This is a genomic window from Deinococcus sp. NW-56 (assembly GCF_002953415.1).
Classification (GTDB): Bacteria; Deinococcota; Deinococci; order Deinococcales; family Deinococcaceae; genus Deinococcus.
The window spans coordinates 150,732-167,932 of sequence record NZ_CP026518.1 but is presented as its reverse complement, the minus strand read 5'-3'; the positions used below and the strand labels follow the sequence as shown (position 1 = coordinate 167,932).

General features: G+C 71.4%; 14 protein-coding genes and 1 CRISPR repeat array. Of the genes, 12 read left to right on the top strand and 2 right to left on the bottom strand.

All coding sequences use genetic code 11. The annotated features are described in order from the left end of the window. Positions 1 to 40: 40 nt before the first annotated feature. Genes casA through cas2e form a run of 7 tightly spaced genes read left to right on the top strand, consistent with a single transcriptional unit; the run spans position 41 to position 6,132 of the window. Positions 41 to 1,747 (top strand): type I-E CRISPR-associated protein Cse1/CasA, encoded by a 1,707-nt coding sequence (gene casA, locus C3K08_RS16395; RefSeq protein WP_104992517.1) that lies wholly within the window; start codon positions 41 to 43, stop codon positions 1,745 to 1,747. Next, a complete protein-coding gene (casB, locus tag C3K08_RS16390) occupies positions 1,744 to 2,352 on the top strand; it encodes a type I-E CRISPR-associated protein Cse2/CasB (protein ID WP_234009290.1) in 609 nt (202 codons plus the stop codon). The genes casA and casB overlap by 4 nt, the downstream gene beginning before the upstream one ends. Then, positions 2,349 to 3,500, top strand: coding sequence for a type I-E CRISPR-associated protein Cas7/Cse4/CasC (gene cas7e / locus C3K08_RS16385; protein WP_104992516.1), 1,152 nt, complete (start codon positions 2,349 to 2,351; stop codon positions 3,498 to 3,500). Before casB ends, cas7e begins: the two co-directional genes overlap by 4 nt. A gap of 2 nt (positions 3,501 to 3,502) precedes the next feature. Beyond that, the gene (gene cas5e, locus C3K08_RS16380) at positions 3,503 to 4,201 is read left to right on the top strand and encodes a type I-E CRISPR-associated protein Cas5/CasD (protein ID WP_104992515.1); all 699 of its coding nucleotides are present in this window, start codon (positions 3,503 to 3,505) and stop codon (positions 4,199 to 4,201) included. Then, complete coding sequence (gene cas6e / locus C3K08_RS16375) at positions 4,198 to 4,833, top strand: type I-E CRISPR-associated protein Cas6/Cse3/CasE (RefSeq protein WP_104992514.1); 636 nt, start codon at positions 4,198 to 4,200, stop codon at positions 4,831 to 4,833. The genes cas5e and cas6e overlap by 4 nt, the downstream gene beginning before the upstream one ends. A gap of 23 nt (positions 4,834 to 4,856) precedes the next feature. Then, positions 4,857 to 5,819: a type I-E CRISPR-associated endonuclease Cas1e gene (gene cas1e, locus C3K08_RS16370; RefSeq protein ID WP_104992513.1), complete on the top strand. Its 963-nt coding sequence runs from the start codon at positions 4,857 to 4,859 to the stop codon at positions 5,817 to 5,819. Next, the gene (gene cas2e, locus C3K08_RS16365; RefSeq protein WP_104992512.1) at positions 5,809 to 6,132 is read left to right on the top strand and encodes a type I-E CRISPR-associated endoribonuclease Cas2e; all 324 of its coding nucleotides are present in this window, start codon (positions 5,809 to 5,811) and stop codon (positions 6,130 to 6,132) included. Before cas1e ends, cas2e begins: the two co-directional genes overlap by 11 nt. A gap of 68 nt (positions 6,133 to 6,200) precedes the next feature. Further along, a CRISPR array of direct repeats spans positions 6,201 to 8,372; the repeat unit is 29 nt; unit sequence GTTTTCCCCACGGGTGTGGGGATGGTCCG. Between the two features lie 3 nt (positions 8,373 to 8,375). Here the strand turns inward: cas2e and C3K08_RS16360 are convergent. After that, the gene (locus C3K08_RS16360; RefSeq protein ID WP_104992511.1) at positions 8,376 to 9,323 is read right to left on the bottom strand and encodes a DUF808 domain-containing protein; all 948 of its coding nucleotides are present in this window, start codon (positions 9,321 to 9,323) and stop codon (positions 8,376 to 8,378) included. A 138-nt stretch (positions 9,324 to 9,461) separates the two neighbouring features. Here C3K08_RS16360 and C3K08_RS16355 point away from each other — a divergent pair, with 138 nt between their 5' ends. From C3K08_RS16355 to C3K08_RS16335, 5 genes are read left to right on the top strand one after another with little or no spacing between them, the layout of a single operon-like run. Beyond that, positions 9,462 to 12,296 (top strand): ATP-binding protein, encoded by a 2,835-nt coding sequence (locus tag C3K08_RS16355; RefSeq protein ID WP_104992510.1) that lies wholly within the window; start codon positions 9,462 to 9,464, stop codon positions 12,294 to 12,296. Between the two features lie 33 nt (positions 12,297 to 12,329). Beyond that, positions 12,330 to 13,202 (top strand): hypothetical protein, encoded by an 873-nt coding sequence (locus C3K08_RS16350; RefSeq protein WP_104992509.1) that lies wholly within the window; start codon positions 12,330 to 12,332, stop codon positions 13,200 to 13,202. Positions 13,203 to 13,246: 44 nt separating this feature from the next. Next, entirely contained in the window at positions 13,247 to 14,137 is an 891-nt protein-coding gene (locus tag C3K08_RS16345; protein ID WP_234009289.1) for an alpha/beta fold hydrolase, read from the top strand. After that, positions 14,134 to 15,645, top strand: coding sequence for an NAD(P)/FAD-dependent oxidoreductase (locus C3K08_RS16340; protein ID WP_104992508.1), 1,512 nt, complete (start codon positions 14,134 to 14,136; stop codon positions 15,643 to 15,645). Before C3K08_RS16345 ends, C3K08_RS16340 begins: the two co-directional genes overlap by 4 nt. Continuing rightward, on the top strand, positions 15,642 to 16,475 hold the full coding sequence (locus C3K08_RS16335; RefSeq protein WP_104992507.1) for an SDR family oxidoreductase: 834 nt from the start codon (positions 15,642 to 15,644) through the stop codon (positions 16,473 to 16,475). Before C3K08_RS16340 ends, C3K08_RS16335 begins: the two co-directional genes overlap by 4 nt. Here the strand turns inward: C3K08_RS16335 and C3K08_RS16330 are convergent. Next, positions 16,472 to 17,122 carry an HD-GYP domain-containing protein gene (locus C3K08_RS16330; RefSeq protein ID WP_104992506.1) on the bottom strand — a complete coding sequence of 217 codons (651 nt, stop codon included), beginning with the start codon at positions 17,120 to 17,122 and terminating at the stop codon, positions 16,472 to 16,474. The two genes, C3K08_RS16335 and C3K08_RS16330, sit on opposite strands and share 4 nt — an antisense overlap. Positions 17,123 to 17,201 lie beyond the last annotated feature (79 nt).

Below are 17,201 nucleotides of genomic sequence, written 5' to 3'. Positions count from 1 at the left end.
AGCGACACCCCATCCCGACAATGACGGTGGAGGTGAACCGTTGGACACTTTTTCCCTGCTGGACAGGGAGTGGATTCCTGTTGTCGCCCGCAGCGGCGAGCGGCGGCACGTCTCCCTGCGGGATTCCCTGCTGCGGGCCGCCGACTTCTGCCGCATCGACGCCGGGCACCCCTTGCAGACTGCCGCGCTCTACCGGCTCCATCTGACCCTCCTGTACCGGTCGCTTCGGGGACCCAGGGACGCCGAGCAGGGGGCCGACTGGTATCTGGCCGGGCAGTTTCCGGACGACGTGGCCCGCTATCTGGACCAGTACGCCGACCGCTTCTGCCTCTTCGGGCCGCAGCCCTTTATGCAGGTCGCGGGGCTGGACCCGGCCGTGGTGGGCGAGAACTTCCGCAGCCACTGGACCCGCCTCAGCACCGAGGAGGGCAGCCCGAACACGACCGCCCTCTTCAACGTGGAGGCCCGACCCGGCGGCAACCGCAGCGACGCCCTCACGCCCGCGCAGGCGGCGCTGCAACTGGTGGCCCACCAGACCTTCGCGCTGGGGGGGCTGATCAAACGCTTCACCACGGCGGCGCGGGCGGCTCCGGTGGCGACGGCGGGCCTCTTTCTGGCGGAGGGAGCGAACCTGCACCAGACCCTCTGCCTGAACCTCGTGCCCTACCCAGCGGCCATGCAGGAGCAGGACCTGCCCCCCTGGGAGGAGGAGCCGCTGACCGTGGAGCAGATTCGCGCCCGGTATGATCCCGAAAAACCCCGTGTGGCCGCTGGGTACGCCAGCCGTTACGCCTGGCCGAGCCGCAGCGTCCTGCTGTTGCCCGAGGAAACGCCAGAGGGCGTGGTCGTGCGCTCAGTCGGCTTCGGCGCCGGGATTCCGCTGGAGGGGGCGGGCGAGGGCAGCGGCACGGGCACCGACCCGATGGTCAGCCTACGCCCCAGCCGCGACCCCAAGAACGAGCAACCCTTTCCCTACAAACTGCGCCGAGAGCGGATGCTGTGGCGCGATATGACCGCCCTGCTCCCCGATCCCGCCGCTCAGGTGTCCGAGGACCGCAAGGGTGGGGTGAAGGTGAAGGCAGGTACGCCGCCCAAGACCGTCACGCACGCCCGCGCCGTGATGCTGGCCGCCGCCGAGCGGCTGGGGCAGACGAGAAGGCCGAAGCCCGCCTCCTCCCAGGACACGCCCGACGACGGCTGGGAGGAGGAAGGCACCCCCGACGCCCGCGCCCCACACCCGGTTATTCCCGTCGTCGTTTTTGGCCAACTGACCGACCAGGGCAAAGCCTTTGCCATGCGCCAGGAAACCTACACGCTGCCGGAAGCCTTTATCCAGAACCCGGAGGCGTTCCGCGACCACGTGCAGGCGGCCCTGACCGACGCGGGCACCGTGGGCGAGGGCCTGCGCCGCTCGGTTCACCTCCTCGCCCACGCGCTGCTGAAAAAGGACGGCGAGCGCGACCCCCACAAGGACGACGTGGGCAAGCTGGCCGCCCAGATTCCCGCCGAGCCGACCTACTGGGCCGGGCTGGACACCCCCTTCCGCACCTACCTGCTGGCGCTGGACAGGGACCCGAAAGTCGCTCTGGCGGGCTGGCACGCCGCCCTGAGCCGCGCCGCGTGGGCAGGTTGGCGCACCGCTGAGCAAGCCGCCGGGATGAACGCGGTGGGCCTGCGGGCCATAGAGAAATCGCAGGGACCGCTCCTCAAGGCCCTGGGCACCCTCAAAAATGGAGACACCCCATGACCAAGCAAGTGGCGGATGACCGCCCCGCCCGCTTCGTGGCCGAGCTTTCCCGGCTGGAACGCGGCTCCCTCGCGCAGCTCCGGCGGGGGCTGAGCGGCGACGAACGCGGCGTGTACTGGCTGGAGGGGCTGTATACCCGCACCGGCTATGGCACGGCGGAACCCTATCAGAAGGAGGCCCTGGGACTCGTCGCGGGCCTGTACGCCCTCAAGCCCCAGGCCCGGCAGGACGAGGGGGACGCGGCGGAGGTGGAGACGCCGCCCGCCGAGAACACCGATGCGGAAAAAGGCCCTTCCATCGGCCTGCTGATGGGCAAACTCTACCTCGCCCAAGGCAGCCGCCCCAGCACCGAGAAACGCTTCCTGGCGCTGCTGGACGCCGACCGCGACGGCCTGAACTACCAGATGCGGCAGGCGGTGACCCTGCTCGCCACCGAGGACCTGACGCCCGACTGGGTGCGCCTGACCACGGACCTCCTGTACTGGGGCGACCGCGTGCGCCGTCAGTGGGCGCAGGACTTCTACCGCGAGATCAGCCGAGAGGCGAAGGACACCGCTGCCGCCCCCTCCGACACCACCACTGCCCCCCCAGGAGCCGAAGAATGAAAGCCCTCCTCGAACTGCACTACCTCCAGAACTTTGCCCCCAGCAACCTCAACCGCGACGACACCGGCAGCCCCAAAGACGCTTTTTTCGGTGGCACGCGGCGGCTGCGGATTTCCTCGCAGTCGTTCAAGCGGGCGATGCGGCAGGACTTCGGGGGGCGGCAGCTTCTCCAGCCGGACGAGATGGGCGTCAGGACCAAGCGGGCGCACGAGGCGATTGCCGAATTGCTCGCGGGCGAGGGCCGCACGGGGGAGCAGCGCCGCGCCGCCGCCGAACTCGCGCTGGGCGGGCTGGGATTGCCCGTCAAGGACGGCAAGAACCAGTACCTCCTCTTCCTGGGCCGCGACGAGCTGCGCCGGGTGGCCGACATCATCGGCGCCCACTGGGCCGAGTTCCAGGCGGCAGCCCCCGCGCCCGAGGAGGGCGGCAAGAAGAAGGTCAGCAAGAAGGCGACCCTGGGCGGCGACCTCGGCAAGCAACTCGCGGGGGCGCTCAACGGCAGCAAGGCGGTGGACGTGGCCCTCTTCGGGCGGATGCTGGCGGACCTCCCCGACAAGAACGCGGACGCGGCGGCGCAGGTCGCGCACGCGATCAGCACCCACGCCCTGCGCGAGCGGCAGTACGACTTTTACACGGCGGTGGACGACCTCAAGCCCGACGACAACGCCGGGGCCGACATGCTGGGCACGGTGGAGTTCGCCAGCGCGACCGTCTACCGCTACGCCTGCATCGACCTGGGCAAGCTGCTGGAAAACCTGCAGGGCGACCGCGAGCTGCTGGAGCGGGGCTTGCGGGCTTTCCTGTACGCCTCGGTCTTCGCCGCGCCGACGGGCAAACAGAACACCTTCGCCGCACACAACCTGCCGGGGCTGATGGTGCAGGTGGTTCGCCGGAACACCTCGCCGCGCAACCTCGCCAACGCCTTCGAGAAGGGCGTGCGGGCCGAGGGCGGGCAGGGCTACCTAGCCCCCAGTATCGCGGCACTGGCCGGGGAGATGGGCTGGCAGAACGGCGTGTTCGGGGACGCCGGGCAGGCCCGCTTCGTGGCGCGGGAGGGCGGGCACGAGGTCTTCGGGGAGGCGATGCCGGACGTGACGGCATTGATCGACGCGACGGTCGCGGACGCCCTGCACGCGCTGGGGGCCTGACGGTGGCGACCCTGCTGCTGCGGCTGGCAGCGCCCATGCAGGCGTGGGGCACGCGCAGCCGCTTCGACGACCGCGACACCGAGGCCGAACCCAGCCGCTCGGGCGTACTGGGCCTGTGCGCGGCGGCGCTGGGCATCGACCGGGCCGACTCCGTGGACCACCTGACCCGCCTCGCGTTCGGGGTGCGGGTGGACCGCGCGGGGGTGGCCGCCAGCGACTACCACACCGCCCAACTGCGCCCCGGCGACCCGAAGACGAGGACCGACATCACCCGCCGCGCCTACCTCGCGGACGCCGCGTTCTGGGCCGGGCTGGAGGGGGACGCGGGCCTGCTGGCCGATCTACACGCCGCCCTGAAAAATCCGCACTGGCCGCTGTCGCTGGGACGCAAAGCCTTTGTGCCGAGCCTGCCCCTGTTCGACCGCCCCCCGCTGGACCTGCCCCTCTGGGGGGCGCTGCTGATCGCCCCCAGCCTGCGCCGCGAGGACTGGGCGGAACCTTACCGCCTCGTCCTTGACCGGGAAGCGGTGCCCGAACGCCTGCGAGCTTCTGCGTCCCCTTCCCGGCGGCAGGACGTACCCGACGGCCCCTTCGCCCGGCGGCGCTACGTGTCCCGCGACGTGCTGACGGTGACGCTGCCCCTGACCCCGGAACCCGACCCCTGGCTGCGGCTGTCCCCGCCCGAGGAGGTGGGCGCGTGACGCCGCTGCACCTCTCCCGCCTGACCTTCGACGACCGCGACCCCCGCACCGCCCGCGACCTCGCCAGCCCCTACGCGCTGCACCAGACCCTGCGCTGGGCCTTTCCGGGGGCGGGGGTGGAGGGGGCACCCCTGCCGGACGGCGAACGGCTGCTGTGGCGTCAGGAGGACCGCGAGACCCTCCTCGTCCAGAGCCTGACCCCGCCCGACTGGGAGGCGCTGAACGCCCGGCATCCCGGCTCGCTGCGGGGCTGGGAGGTCAAGGCGGTGGACCTGACCGGAGCGCTGACCCCCGGCCGCGCCCTGCGCTTCCGCCTGCGGGCGAATGTGACCGTGCGGAAGCTGGACGAGCGGGGCCGCAGTCGCCGCCACGCCCTGCGCGGCCCGCACGAGCAGCTCGGATGGCTGGAGCGGCAGGGCGGTCAGCACGGCTTCGACCTGCTCGCCGCCGACATCGCCCACAGCGGCACCGTCCGCACCCGCAAGGGCGCTCAGACCCTGACCCTTCACACCGTGACCTTCGAGGGTCGCCTCTGTGTGACCGACCCGGCCGCCCTACAAGGCGCGGTGTGCGGCGGCCTGGGCCACGCCAAGGCGCTGGGCTGCGGGCTGTTGAGCCTGGGGCCGGGCTGACCCCCTCCCCACCGAGGTACTCCATGACCGATCCCACCTCCATTCCGCCGACCTCGAACGCCATCATCTGGCAGCGGCAGAATCTGCGCGAGCTGCCCAAGTTCCGCGACGGCACGACCTATCTCTACCTCGACCACACCCGCCTGGAGCAAGATGGGCGGGGCGTGCGGGCCTATCACCCGGAGGGCATGGTGACCATCCCGGCGGCCAGCCTCAGCGTGCTGCTGCTGGGGCCGGGTTGCTCGGTCAGCCACGAGGCGGTCAAGGCCCTGTCCGACACCGGCTGCTCGCTGCTGTGGGTGGGCGAGGAGGGCGTGCGGCTCTACGCCAGCGGCCTGGGCGAGACGCGCAGCGCGGCGCGGCTTCAGCGGCAGGCGCTGCTGTGGGCCAATCCCCAGAGCCGATTGCGGGTGGTACGGCAGATGTACGCGATGCGCTTTCCGGAAGGGCTGCCCCCGGACCTCACCCTCCAGCAGATTCGTGGGCGCGAGGGGGCACGGGTGCGGGATGCCTACGCCCGCTACAGCCGGGCGCACGGAGTCAAGTGGGACACGCGCCAGTACAAGCAGCAGGACTGGAACCGCGCCACGCCGGTGAACAAGGCGGTCAGCGCCGGGAATGCTTGCCTCTATGGCCTCGCGCACGCGGCGATCCTGAGCATGGGCTACAGCCCCGCGCTGGGCTTCGTCCACACCGGCAAGATGCTGAGCTTCGTCTACGACGTGGCCGACCTCTACAAGCTGGAGGTGGTGCTGCCCGTTGCCTTCCGCGAGGCCGCCACCCCCGGCGACGATCTGGAGAGGCGTGTCCGCACCGGCCTGCGCGACCACATGACGCGGTTGCGCCTGCTGGAGCGCATGGCCGCCGACCTGCTGCACCTGCTGGGCGGCGACGACCCCGACCCTGAGCCGATGGCCCCCGGCGACCTGTGGGACCCGGAGGGCAACGCGGCGGGAGGAGTGAACCATGCTGGTCATGACTCTTGAGGCCGTCCCCGAGAGCCTGCGCGGTGAGCTTTCGCGCTGGCTGATCGAAGTCCAGCCCGGGGTGTACGTGGGCAACGCCTCGGCCCTCGTGCGCGACCTGCTGTGGGACAAGGCCGTGGGGCATACCCGCCGGGGCCGCTGCACCCAGGTCTACCGTGCCAGCAATGAGCAGGGCTTCGTCATCCGCACCCACGGCGACGCGACCCGGCGGGTGGTCAGCCTCGACGGATACCAGCTCGTTGCCGTCCGCAACGCGCGTCATGCAGAATTGGCCCAGGAGTACGACCCTCCAGAGGACGATGACAAATTGTGATGTGAATTGGGGAGGGGGCAGGGGCCTTCTCCGGGGATGAGGAGCGGAAAGGGCCGCGTTTCTAAAGTGTTTTCCCCACGGGTGTGGGGATGGTCCGCCCCGCCGTACATCGTCCATCCCGACGCCCATGTTTTCCCCACGGGTGTGGGGATGGTCCGTTGTCGCCACTATATTCATGCCCTTTTGCGCAGTTTTCCCCACGGGTGTGGGGATGGTCCGGGCTGGCGCAGAACGGCCTGAGCATCGTGCAGGTTTTCCCCACGGGTGTGGGGATGGTCCGTTCAAGCCTGCGGAGGGCGTGGGCCTCAATCCGTTTTCCCCACGGGTGTGGGGATGGTCCGATTGTTGCTGTAATGGAAGAGACCGAGTACCAGTTTTCCCCACGGGTGTGGGGATGGTCCGGCGGGCGCGTGCTTGTCCAGCCACGCCCCCACGTTTTCCCCACGGGTGTGGGGATGGTCCGCCTGCCCGCGCCCCCTCTCCCACCGTGCGGAGGTTTTCCCCACGGGTGTGGGGATGGTCCGAACCCGCTCCCTGCCACCGGAAGCAGCGTTGGGTTTTCCCCACGGGTGTGGGGATGGTCCTGTTCCGCCGCGATGTACTCCGGCGTTCCTGCCGTTTTCCCCACGGGTGTGGGGATGGTCCGCGAGAAACGCCATGTAGCACGCGGTTCTAATGGTTTTCCCCACGGGTGTGGGGATGGTCCGCCCTCGGCCTACGTGTACCCCACGCATGTGGTGTTTTCCCCACGGGTGTGGGGATGGTCCGCGCTACCGGCTGATTCCCGGCGGACGCCTGGTGTTTTCCCCACGGGTGTGGGGATGGTCCGATCACCCCGCTGCACCCCCTCACCGTCGAGAAGTTTTCCCCACGGGTGTGGGGATGGTCCGGAATACACCGGCCTCTGGTACAAGCGGTTCATGTTTTCCCCACGGGTGTGGGGATGGTCCGATCGTGATCGACAAGCAGAGCCCGGACAACCCGTTTTCCCCACGGGTGTGGGGATGGTCCGGTGACCACCACGAATCGGCCCAGGACGCCTACGTTTTCCCCACGGGTGTGGGGATGGTCCTCCAGAAGGTCGACCTCACCCTGAACAGCACCCGTTTTCCCCACGGGTGTGGGGATGGTCCGGCGGCGGGGGTCCTGACCTGACACCACACAGCAGTTTTCCCCACGGGTGTGGGGATGGTCCGCTCAGGATGCACGCCTGCGCCGCGCGGCGGTGGTTTTCCCCACGGGTGTGGGGATGGTCCGTTCACGCCCGCGCCCGCCTCGGCGTCCCCGAAGTTTTCCCCACGGGTGTGGGGATGGTCCGGTCACCGGCCCGCGCAGGGCAGGGTCGGTGGGGTTTTCCCCACGGGTGTGGGGATGGTCCGGCGGTGGCCTCGGCCAGGGAGAGCAGCTTGGCGTTTTCCCCACGGGTGTGGGGATGGTCCATGGGCTGACACCTGGTTTGACGTGGGCGACAGGTTTTCCCCACGGGTGTGGGGATGGTCCGCTGAAAGAGGACGATACCGACGAACTCGGCGGGTTTTCCCCACGGGTGTGGGGATGGTCCGACGCTTGCCTACCGGGGCAGCGTTTTTGTGCAGTTTTCCCCACGGGTGTGGGGATGGTCCGCTCCCCGCCGATGTGGACACCGACAGCGAGAGGTTTTCCCCACGGGTGTGGGGATGGTCCGCCCCTGGCGAGCCTCCAGAGTGACGCCTACAAGTTTTCCCCACGGGTGTGGGGATGGTCCGGCAGCTTCATTGAGGCCAGCGACTTCCACGAGGTTTTCCCCACGGGTGTGGGGATGGTCCGCCGTTCAGAGCGTGCTGAACGGCTTCGGAGTAGTTTTCCCCACGGGTGTGGGGATGGTCCGTCCCAGGCCGGTAGCAGAGAGCCAGACGGTAAGTTTTCCCCACGGGTGTGGGGATGGTCCGTCGGACTGGTCGAGTTTGCCGACGACGCGGAGCGGACGCGTTTTCCCCACGGGTGTGGGGATGGTCCGGCGGGATCCAGCCGCGCGGCAAGCGCGTCTTCGTTTTCCCCACGGGTGTGGGGATGGTCCGACGGGCAAGAAAGGGCTGCCACTCAAGCAGTCGTTTTCCCCACGGGTGTGGGGATGGTCCGCGCACCGACGACCAAGACGCCGCCGAGTGGCGGTTTTCCCCATGGGTGTGGGGATGGTCCGGGTCAGAGGTGGCGTTCCGAGCAAACTTCTCAGTTTTCCCCACGGCTGCAGGCGTGGCCGAACCTCAGTGCGCTTTTGCCCCGCGCCCCGGCCGCAGGTGCAGCACCGCCACGATCACGGCGCCCACCAGCAGCCCGAACAGGCCCGATCCCAGCGTCTCGACCAGCCACTCGACGAAGCCTTGCGCGAAGGGGACCGCGTGCCCCGCCGCCACGGCGAGACCGTGGAAGAAGTGGAGGGGGCCGCCCAGGCCGAAATCCTCCAGCCCCGCGAGGATGATGTGCCCGCCCACCCACAGCATGGCGGCGGTGCCGATCACCGAGAGGGCCGAGAGCACCTTGGGCATGCCGCGCACCAGCCCACGCCCGAAGGTGCGCCCCGCGCCCGACGCGCCGTTCGCCAGCCGCAGGCCGAAGTCGTCCATTTTCACGATGAGTCCCACGACCCCGTACACCAGCGCGGTGATCAGCAGTGCCACGACCACCAGGGTCGCCGCCCGCAGCCAGAAGGTCTGGTCGGCCACCTCCGCGAGCGAGATCGCCATGATCTCGGCCGAGAGGATGAAGTCCGTGCGGATCGCTCCCGCGACCATCTGTTCCTCGTGGGCCTGCCCCGTCAGGGCGGCGGGGTCCTCGCTCCCGTGGCCTTCCTCGTGGCCGCTGACAGCTTCATAGACCTTCTCGGCGCCCTCAAAGCAGAGGTAGGCCCCGCCCAGCATCAGGATCGGGGGGATCGCGCCGGGCAGAAACTGGCTGAGCAGCAGCGCGGCAGGGAGGATAAACACCACCTTGTTGCGCAGCGATCCCCGCGCGATCCGCCAGATGATGGGCAGCTCGCGGTCGGGGGTAAAGCCCGTCACGTAGCGGGGGGTGACCGCCGTGTCGTCCACGACCACGCCCACCGCCTTGCTGCCCGCCTTGGCGGCGGCGGCCCCGATATCGTCGACCGACGCCGCCGCGAGCTTGGCGATGGCCGCCACGTCGTCGAGCAGCGCGACGAGGCCGCCGCTCACAGGTGGGCCTCTGGGCGGGGGGGGACGGGGGGGGCAGCGGGCACGAATCTGGCGACCATCAGGCCCACAGCCTAGTGCATCGGCCCCGCCGCCCCAGGCTGCACCTCCGCCGGGGAAACGGCACCGTATCCTGCGCGTATGGTCTGTCCGCCCGCCCCCGTCCACACCGATCTCCTGCTCGTCGTCGCCGAGGCCCTCGCCGCGGCCAGGCGGCCGCAGGAGGTGGTGGAGGTTCTGCTCGCGCACGCCCACGCGGCCCTGCGCGTGCCCGTCGCCGCGTGGCTGGTGCCGGGAGGGGAGCAGGAGATCGCCCCGGCGCCCACTGCCCAGGAGGGAGACGGGGTGGCGTGGCCGGACCTCGCGACCCTGCGGGCCGTGTGGCAGCGCCGCGAGCCTGTCTTGCTGGAGGGGAGCGGCGCCGCCCTGCTGCCCCTTCAGGTCGGGGAGGAACCCGTGCGGGGCCTGCTGGGGTTGGCGTGGCCGCAGGCGCCAGACGCGGCCGGGATACGTCTCGCGCGGGCACTCGCGGGGCAGGCGGCGCTGCACCTCGGGCGGCTGTCGCGGGAGGGCCGCGCTGACCCGGAGGGCACCGATCCGGTGGGTGGGCTGGCGCGGGCGGCGCTGCGGATCGGGCAGGCGCCGGGTCTACAAGCGGCCCTGGAGGTCATCACCGAGGAAGCCCGCCTGCTGGTGGGGGCACACCAGTCGGTCGTGAGCCTGACCGTCAGCGAGGACTGGGCGCAGGCGATCACGGCGGTGTCTCTCAGCGACAAGTACGCCGCGTGGCAGGACTACGCCGTGCCCCCGGACGGGAGCGGTATCTACGCGCTGGTGTGCCGGGTCAACGGGCCGCTGCGGCTGACCCAGGCCGAGCTGGAAGCGCATCCGGCGTGGCGCGGCTTTGGCCAACACGCCGACCAGCATCCCCCCATGCGCGGCTGGCTGGCAGTGCCGCTGGTGGGCAAGGGCGGGCGCAACATCGGCCTGATTCAGCTCAGCGACCGCGAGGAAGGCGAGTTCTCCGCGCGGGACGAGCAGATTCTCGTGCAGCTCGCGCAGTTCGCCGCCGTGACGGTCGAGAACGCCCGGTTGATCGAACTCGCGCAGGCCGAGCTGGAGCGGCGCGAGCAGGCCGAGGCCCGGCTGCGCGTCCTGAACATGGAGCTGGAAGGCCGGATCGGGGCCGCCACCCATGAGTTGCAATCCCGCGCGGCGGCGCTCGACGCCTTTGTGGCCTTCAGCGAGGCCGTGGGTACCCAAACCGACGTGGCGGCGCTGGCCCGGCAGGCTGTCCGGGTCATGCGGACCACCCTGGGACATGTCAGCGTGGGCTACTACGAGCCGGAGGGGGGGCTGTGGCGGGCACAGGTGTGGTCGGACGACATGACCCCCGAGGTCGTCGCGCAGATCCGGGCGGGCATCCCGGCCGAAGCCCCCAACCTGGCCCGCGCGGTGGCGTCCGGCGAGGCCGCGTTCGTGGACGGCTGGGACGCCGAGGCCAATGCCCTGTCCACCACCGTGAACTACGGGGCGGGGGCCTTCGTGCCCGTCGTGATCGGGGGCGAGGTCCGCTGCCTGCTCGCGGTGGGCACCCGCGCCGCGCGGCGCTGGACCGAGCACGAGCGCTCCGTGATGCGGGCGGTGGGCCGCAGCTTTCAGCTCGCGCTCGAGCGGGCCGAGGCCACCGCGCTGCTGGAGCGCCGGAACGGCGAACTCGCGGCCCGCACCCGCGCCCTGGAGGGCTTCGCGCACCTCACGGGCGACCTCGCGGCGCAGGGCGATCCCCGCCTGTTCGTGCGGCGGGCACAGGAGGTGATCCTCTCGCTGCTGCCGCCCGGCTACGCCCTGTACTACGAGCGCGGGGGCGACCACTGGCGCAACCGGGTGCAGGTCGGGGAGGTGGGAAACGCGGCCCTTCAGGCCTTTATCGACGCCGGGCCGCGGGTGGGCGCGACCCCCAGCGTGGACGTGCCCTGGCAGACCCGGCGGCCCTTTTATCAGGACGCCTACGCGCGGGGCAGTGACACCCCCGAGGAGATGGTGCAGCACGTGAGCACCGTGGCCTCGCTGCCCGTCCTGCGCCACGGCGAGGTGGTCGGCGTCCTGATCGCCGTGATCTTCGAGGGTCGGCCCTGGAGCCACACCGACCGCATCATTCTGGAGACGGTCGTGAGCAGCCTGGGCCTCGCGCTGGAGCGGGCCGAGAGCGTGGCCCTCTTGGCCGAGCGCACCGCCGAACTGGAGCAGACCAACGCCGAACTCGCCCGCAGCAACGCGGAACTCGAACAGTTCGCCTACGTCGCCTCGCACGACCTGCAAGCGCCCATCCGGGCGATGACCAGTTTCGCCGGGCTGACCCAGCGCCGCTACGGCGACGTGCTCGACGACCGGGGCCGGATGTACCTCACCCAGATCGCTGAGAGCGGCGAGCACATGAAGCGCCTGGTGGACGACCTGCTCACCTTCTCGCGCGTTCACACGACCCAGCGCGAGCCGGAGCGGGTCGACAGCGGCGCCGTCTTCGACGCGGTGCGCCGCCGCCTGGAGACGGGAGCGGACCTCGCAGGCGCCCGCCTCACCCGTGGGCCACTGCCCCCCGTCCTGGCCGACCCGCAGCAGCTCGACCAGCTCCTGCAGAACCTGATCTCGAACGGGCTGAAGTACCGCCGGGGGGGAGTGACTCCCGAAGTCCACGTCTGGGCCGAGCGCGAGGGCGACTTCTGGCGCTTCGGAGTGCGCGACAACGGCATCGGGATCGAACCGCAGTATTTCGGGCGCATCTTCGAGATTTTCCAGCGCCTGCACGGCCGCGAGCAGTACGAGGGAACGGGCATCGGCCTCGCCGTGTGCAAGAAGATCGTCGAGCGCCACGGCGGGCGGTTGTGGGTCGAGAGCGAGGTCGGGCGGGGGACCACCTTCTTCTTCACCCTGCCCGCCGTGCCCGGCGACGCGGGTCCACCTTTCGCCGGATGACCCCTCCCGGACCCTGGCGCGTATGCTGGGACCATGCCCAGACGACTCCTGCTGGCGGCCCTCCTCGTGGGGGTCACGTCCTGGCCCGTCCTCGCGCAGCCTGCCCCGGCCCCCACCGCCGCGCAGTCGGCGCAGCTCGTCGAGCGCCTGCTGCGGAACATGACCGGGCCGAGTGGCGACACCCAGGTCACCTACGGGGCGGTGCCGGGCACGCTGCCGCTGCGCCTGGGGCCGCCGCTGGAGGTCCTCGCCAGCATCCGCACCCGCCAGCAGGGGGGCGCTTACGTCTACTGGCGCATCCTGGCGGGCAGCGCCCTCCCCGCCGAGGAGACCCGCGCGGCGCTGCAAGGGAGCCTGGAGGCGGGCGGCTGGAAGCCCCAGCCCTTCTACGGTCAACCGATCGGCTTCGCCACCCAGCAGACGCCCCGCAATCAGGGCTTCTACCGCGAGGGGAGCACCAACTTCGTCCTGAACGCCAACCTCGTCGAGCGGGAAGGCCGCACCGAGATCGAGCTGGGCGTCAACGTGGTGCCCGCGCAGGCCATCGCCAACCTGAAAAAGGCTCCCACCTACCGTCCGCAGTCCAGCCTGCCGCTGCTGCGGGCCTTTCCGGGAGCGGTGGTGAAGGGCAGCTTCACGCCCACCTATCCCAACGGGGCCATCAGCTCCGCCCACGTGATCACCACCCGCCCAGCGGGCGAGGTCTTCAATTTCTACTCGGCCCAGCTCAAGGCCGCCGGGTGGAAGGCCCGCACCGACACCACCGACGGCCCCTTGCGGGTGGTGACCTACAGCCTGCGGGACCTCAACGGGCGCGAGGCGCTGGGCACCCTGGGCATCCGCCCCTGGGAGAAGGAGGGCGGCGGGTACGTGCTGACCGTGAGCGTGCAGGGCTTCAAGCCCTGAAGTGAGGCGGCCCGGCGGTGGCTGCGCCCTATACTGCCCCCACCGTGCAACCTGTGTCCCCACCCGCCGGGCTGGCCCCGGCCCCTCCGACTCCGGCCCTGCCCCCGCCCACCTTTCTGGAGGTCTCCGGCGTCCGCACCCGCCATGTCCACGCGGGAACCGGGCCGCCCGCCGTCCTGCTGCACGGCATCGGCCGCAGCCTGGAGGACTGGTCGGAGACGGTGGGGCCGCTGGCCGCGCGGCATACGGTCTATGCTCCCGACCTGATCGGCTTCGGCCTGACCGACAAGCCCGACGTGCCCTACACGCTGGCGGGGCTGGCCCGGTTCGTGCGGCACTATCTCGGCGCGGTGGGGGAGACCCGGCCCGTCACCTTGATCGGCAACTCGCTGGGCGGGGCGGTCGCGGCGCAGTTCGCGCTGCTGTACCCCGAGCGGACGCGGGCGCTGGTGCTGGTGGGCAGCGCGGGCTTCGGCCAGAGCGTGGCCCTCACCCTGCGCCTCGTCACGGTGCCCCGACTGGGCGAGGTGCTGCTGCGGCCCTCCCCCCTGTCGGCGCGGCGCACGGTGGAGAGCCTCTTTCACGATCCCCGGCACGTCACCCCCGAGCGGGTGCGCTGGGCCGAGCACCTGGGTTGGCAGCCCGGCGCCGCGCGGGCCTTTCTGCGGGTGGCGCGGCACCTGGGGGCGTGGCGGGGCCTGCACCCGGAGTGGCGCCGTACCCTGGCCGGGGGCCTCGCGGGCCGGAATCTCCCCACCCTGATCGTCTGGGGCGACCGCGACCGCATCGTGCCCGCCGACCATCTGGAAGAGGCTCGCCGCATCCATCCCCACGCCCAAGTCCACCTCTTTCCCGACACCGGCCATGTTCCGCAGATCGAGCGGGCGGCCGACTTTAACCGCCTCGTCCTGGACTTTCTGGAGGAGCAGGCATGACTCAGGCCGCCGTGACACGTACCCAGATCGCCATCATCGGCACCGGCTTCGCAGGGTTGGGGATGGGGGTGCGCCTGGGGGAGCGCGGCACCGAGGACTTCGTGCTGTTCGAGCGGGCGCACGAGGTCGGCGGCACCTGGCGCGACAACACCTACCCGGGCTGCGCCTGCGACGTGAAGAGCGACCTCTACTCCTTTTCCTTCGCGCCCAACCCCGACTGGTCGCACCGCTACGCCCGCCAGCCCGAGATTCTGGATTACCTGCGCGGGGTGGCCGACCGCTTCGGCCTCCGGTCCCACATCCGCTTCGGACACGAGGTCGAGCGGGCCGAGTGGGACGACGGGGAAGGGCTGTGGCGCATCCGCACGAGCGGCGGCGAGTATGCGGCGCGGGTCCTCGTCTCCGGGCACGGGCCGCTGATCGATCCCAGGTGGCCCGACCTTCCCGGCCTGGAGAGCTTCACCGGGCCGCGCTTCCACTCGGCCCGCTGGGACCACTCGGTGGACCTGGGCGGAAAAAGGGTCGCGGTGATCGGCACCGGGGCCTCCGCGATTCAGTTCATTCCGGAGGTGCAGAAGGTGGCCCGGCAGCTCACCGTCTTCCAGCGCACGCCCCCCTGGGTCATGCCCGGGATGGACGCCGAGACCAGCGAGCGGCGGCGCGAGCTGTTCCGGCGCGTGCCTGCCCTGCAACGGGCCTCACGCGGCTGGATTTTCGGGCTGGCCGAGGCCCGCTTCCTGACCTTCACGAGCGAGCGGGCCGGGCGGCTCGCCGAGGGGCTGGCCCGGAAGCATCTGGAGGCGCAGGTCGCGGACCCGGCGTTGCGGGCCAAGCTCACGCCCGACTACCGCCTGGGGTGCAAGCGCATCCTCGTCAGCGACGACTATTACCCGGCGATCGGGCAGCCCAACGTCGAACTCGTCACCGACCCCATCCGCGAGGTCCGGGAGTCGGAGGTCGTCACGGCAGACGGCGTGGCCCGGCCCTTCGACGTGCTGATCGCCGGAACGGGCTTCAACGCGACCCGGCCGCCGATGGCCCGCCTGATTCACGGGCGGGGGGGCGTGTCGCTGGCCGATGCCTGGAGCGATCATCTGGAGGCGCTGCGGGGGACCACCGTGGCGGGCTTTCCCAACCTCTTCCTGCTGGTGGGGCCGAACACCGCGCTGGGACACAACTCCATCGTGTACATCATCGAATCACAGCTCGAGTACGTGTTGCAGGCGCTGGAGTACCTCGACCGCCACGACCTCGCGGCGCTGGAGGCCCGTCCGGAGGCGCAGGCTGCCTACAGCGACGCCCTGCAGGCCGAGCTGCGGGAGTCGGTGTGGGTGCAGGGGGGCTGCACGAGCTACTACCTGGACGCGCAGGGCCGCAACAGCACCCTCTGGCCCCGGCGGGCGGCGGCCTTCCGGCGGGCACTGCGGCGCTTCGATCCCGGCGAGTACGCGGTGCGCCTGAGTCCGACCCGCCCCCGGCCCCTGGTCCGGCGGGAGGGCGCCGCGTGAGGCCCTACGTCTTCGCGGGCGGGGTCGCCGCCGTGACGGGCGCGGCGAGCGGCATCGGGCAGGCGCTCGCGCACGGGCTGGCGGCGAGGGGCAGCCACCTCGCCCTGATCGACCGGGACGGGCCGGGGCTGGAACGGGTCGCGGCGGCCATCCGCGCCCGGTACCCGGCGCTGCGGGTCACGGTCCATCCCTCCGACCTCGCCCACACCGGGGGCATCCCCGCCCTGGCGGATGAGGTCGTGCGCCCGCACGGCCGGGTCACCCTGCTCGTGAACAACGCGGGCGTGGCGCTGGGCGGCACCTTCGAGCAGGTCACGCCGGAGCAGTTCGACCGCGTGCTGGCGATCAATTTCGGGGCGACGGTGGCCCTGTGCCGGGCCATGCTGCCCGCGCTGCGCTCGTCGCTGGGGGGGCAGATCGTGAACCTGTCGAGCCTCTACGGGATCATCGGCCCGCCGGGACAGGCGGCCTACAGCGCGAGCAAGTTCGCCGTGCGCGGCTTTTCCGAGGCGCTGCGCCACGAACTCGCCCCGCACGGCATCGGGGTGACGGTGGTGCATCCGGGCGGCGTCCGCACGGGCATCGCCCGCCACGCCGACGTGGCCCCCGGAACCAGCCCCGCCGAGATCGAGGCCGGGCGCCGCGCCCAGGACCGGTTGCTGCGGATGCCGCCCGAACAGGCCGCCGAGACGATCCTGCGGGCCACCGAACGCCGCGCCCCCCGCGTCCTCGTCGGCAACGACGCCCGCGCGGTGGACCTGCTCGCGCGGCTGCGGCCGGGGGACTACTGGGGGGTGCTGGGGCGGCTCTTTCGGGGGGAGGGAGGCTAGGCCTGCAGGGCCGACCCCTGCGGCACGCAGCGCCTCAGGGCGGCCACCACCGCCGGGTCGAAGTGGCGCCCCGAGTGCGCGCTGAGTTCGGCCCACACCTCGTCGGCGGGCCACGCGGCCTTGTAGGCGCGGGGCGAACTCAGCGCGTCGTACACGTCGCAGGCGGCCAGGATGCGGGCCAGCAGCGGCACGGCGTCCCCGGCGAGGCGGTCGGGGTACCCGCTGCCGTCGAGCCGCTCGTGGTGGTGCCGCACCGCCCGCCAGACGGCAGCGGGCACGCCGGGCACCAGCCGCGAGAGGCCCGCGCTGTACACCGGGTGGCGCTGCATTTGCCGCCACTCGCGCGGGTCAAGCGGCCCCGCCTTGCGCCGCACCTGCCGGGAAACGAGCAGCTTGCCGCTGTCGTGCAGCAGCCCGGCGAGGTACGCCTCCCGAATCTGCGCGGGGGACAGCCCCAGGTCCTGGGCCACTGCCCCCGCCAGGCAGGCCACCCGCCCCGAGTGCGCGGTGGGCGGCCAGCCGATGGCCCGGTCGACCACCCCCCGGTAGGCGCGACACCGCCAGCCGGGCCGCTCCAGCGGGGGCGGCGGCGGGGCTGGGTGGTGGGGCCGGGGGGCAGGCAGGGAAGCGGTCGGGCACAGCGGCATGCGGAAGCAACCTTTCGAGTGGAGGCGGCAGGACTAGGGCAGGACAAGGCCCCCTCCCACGGTCCCCGGCGGGGGGCGG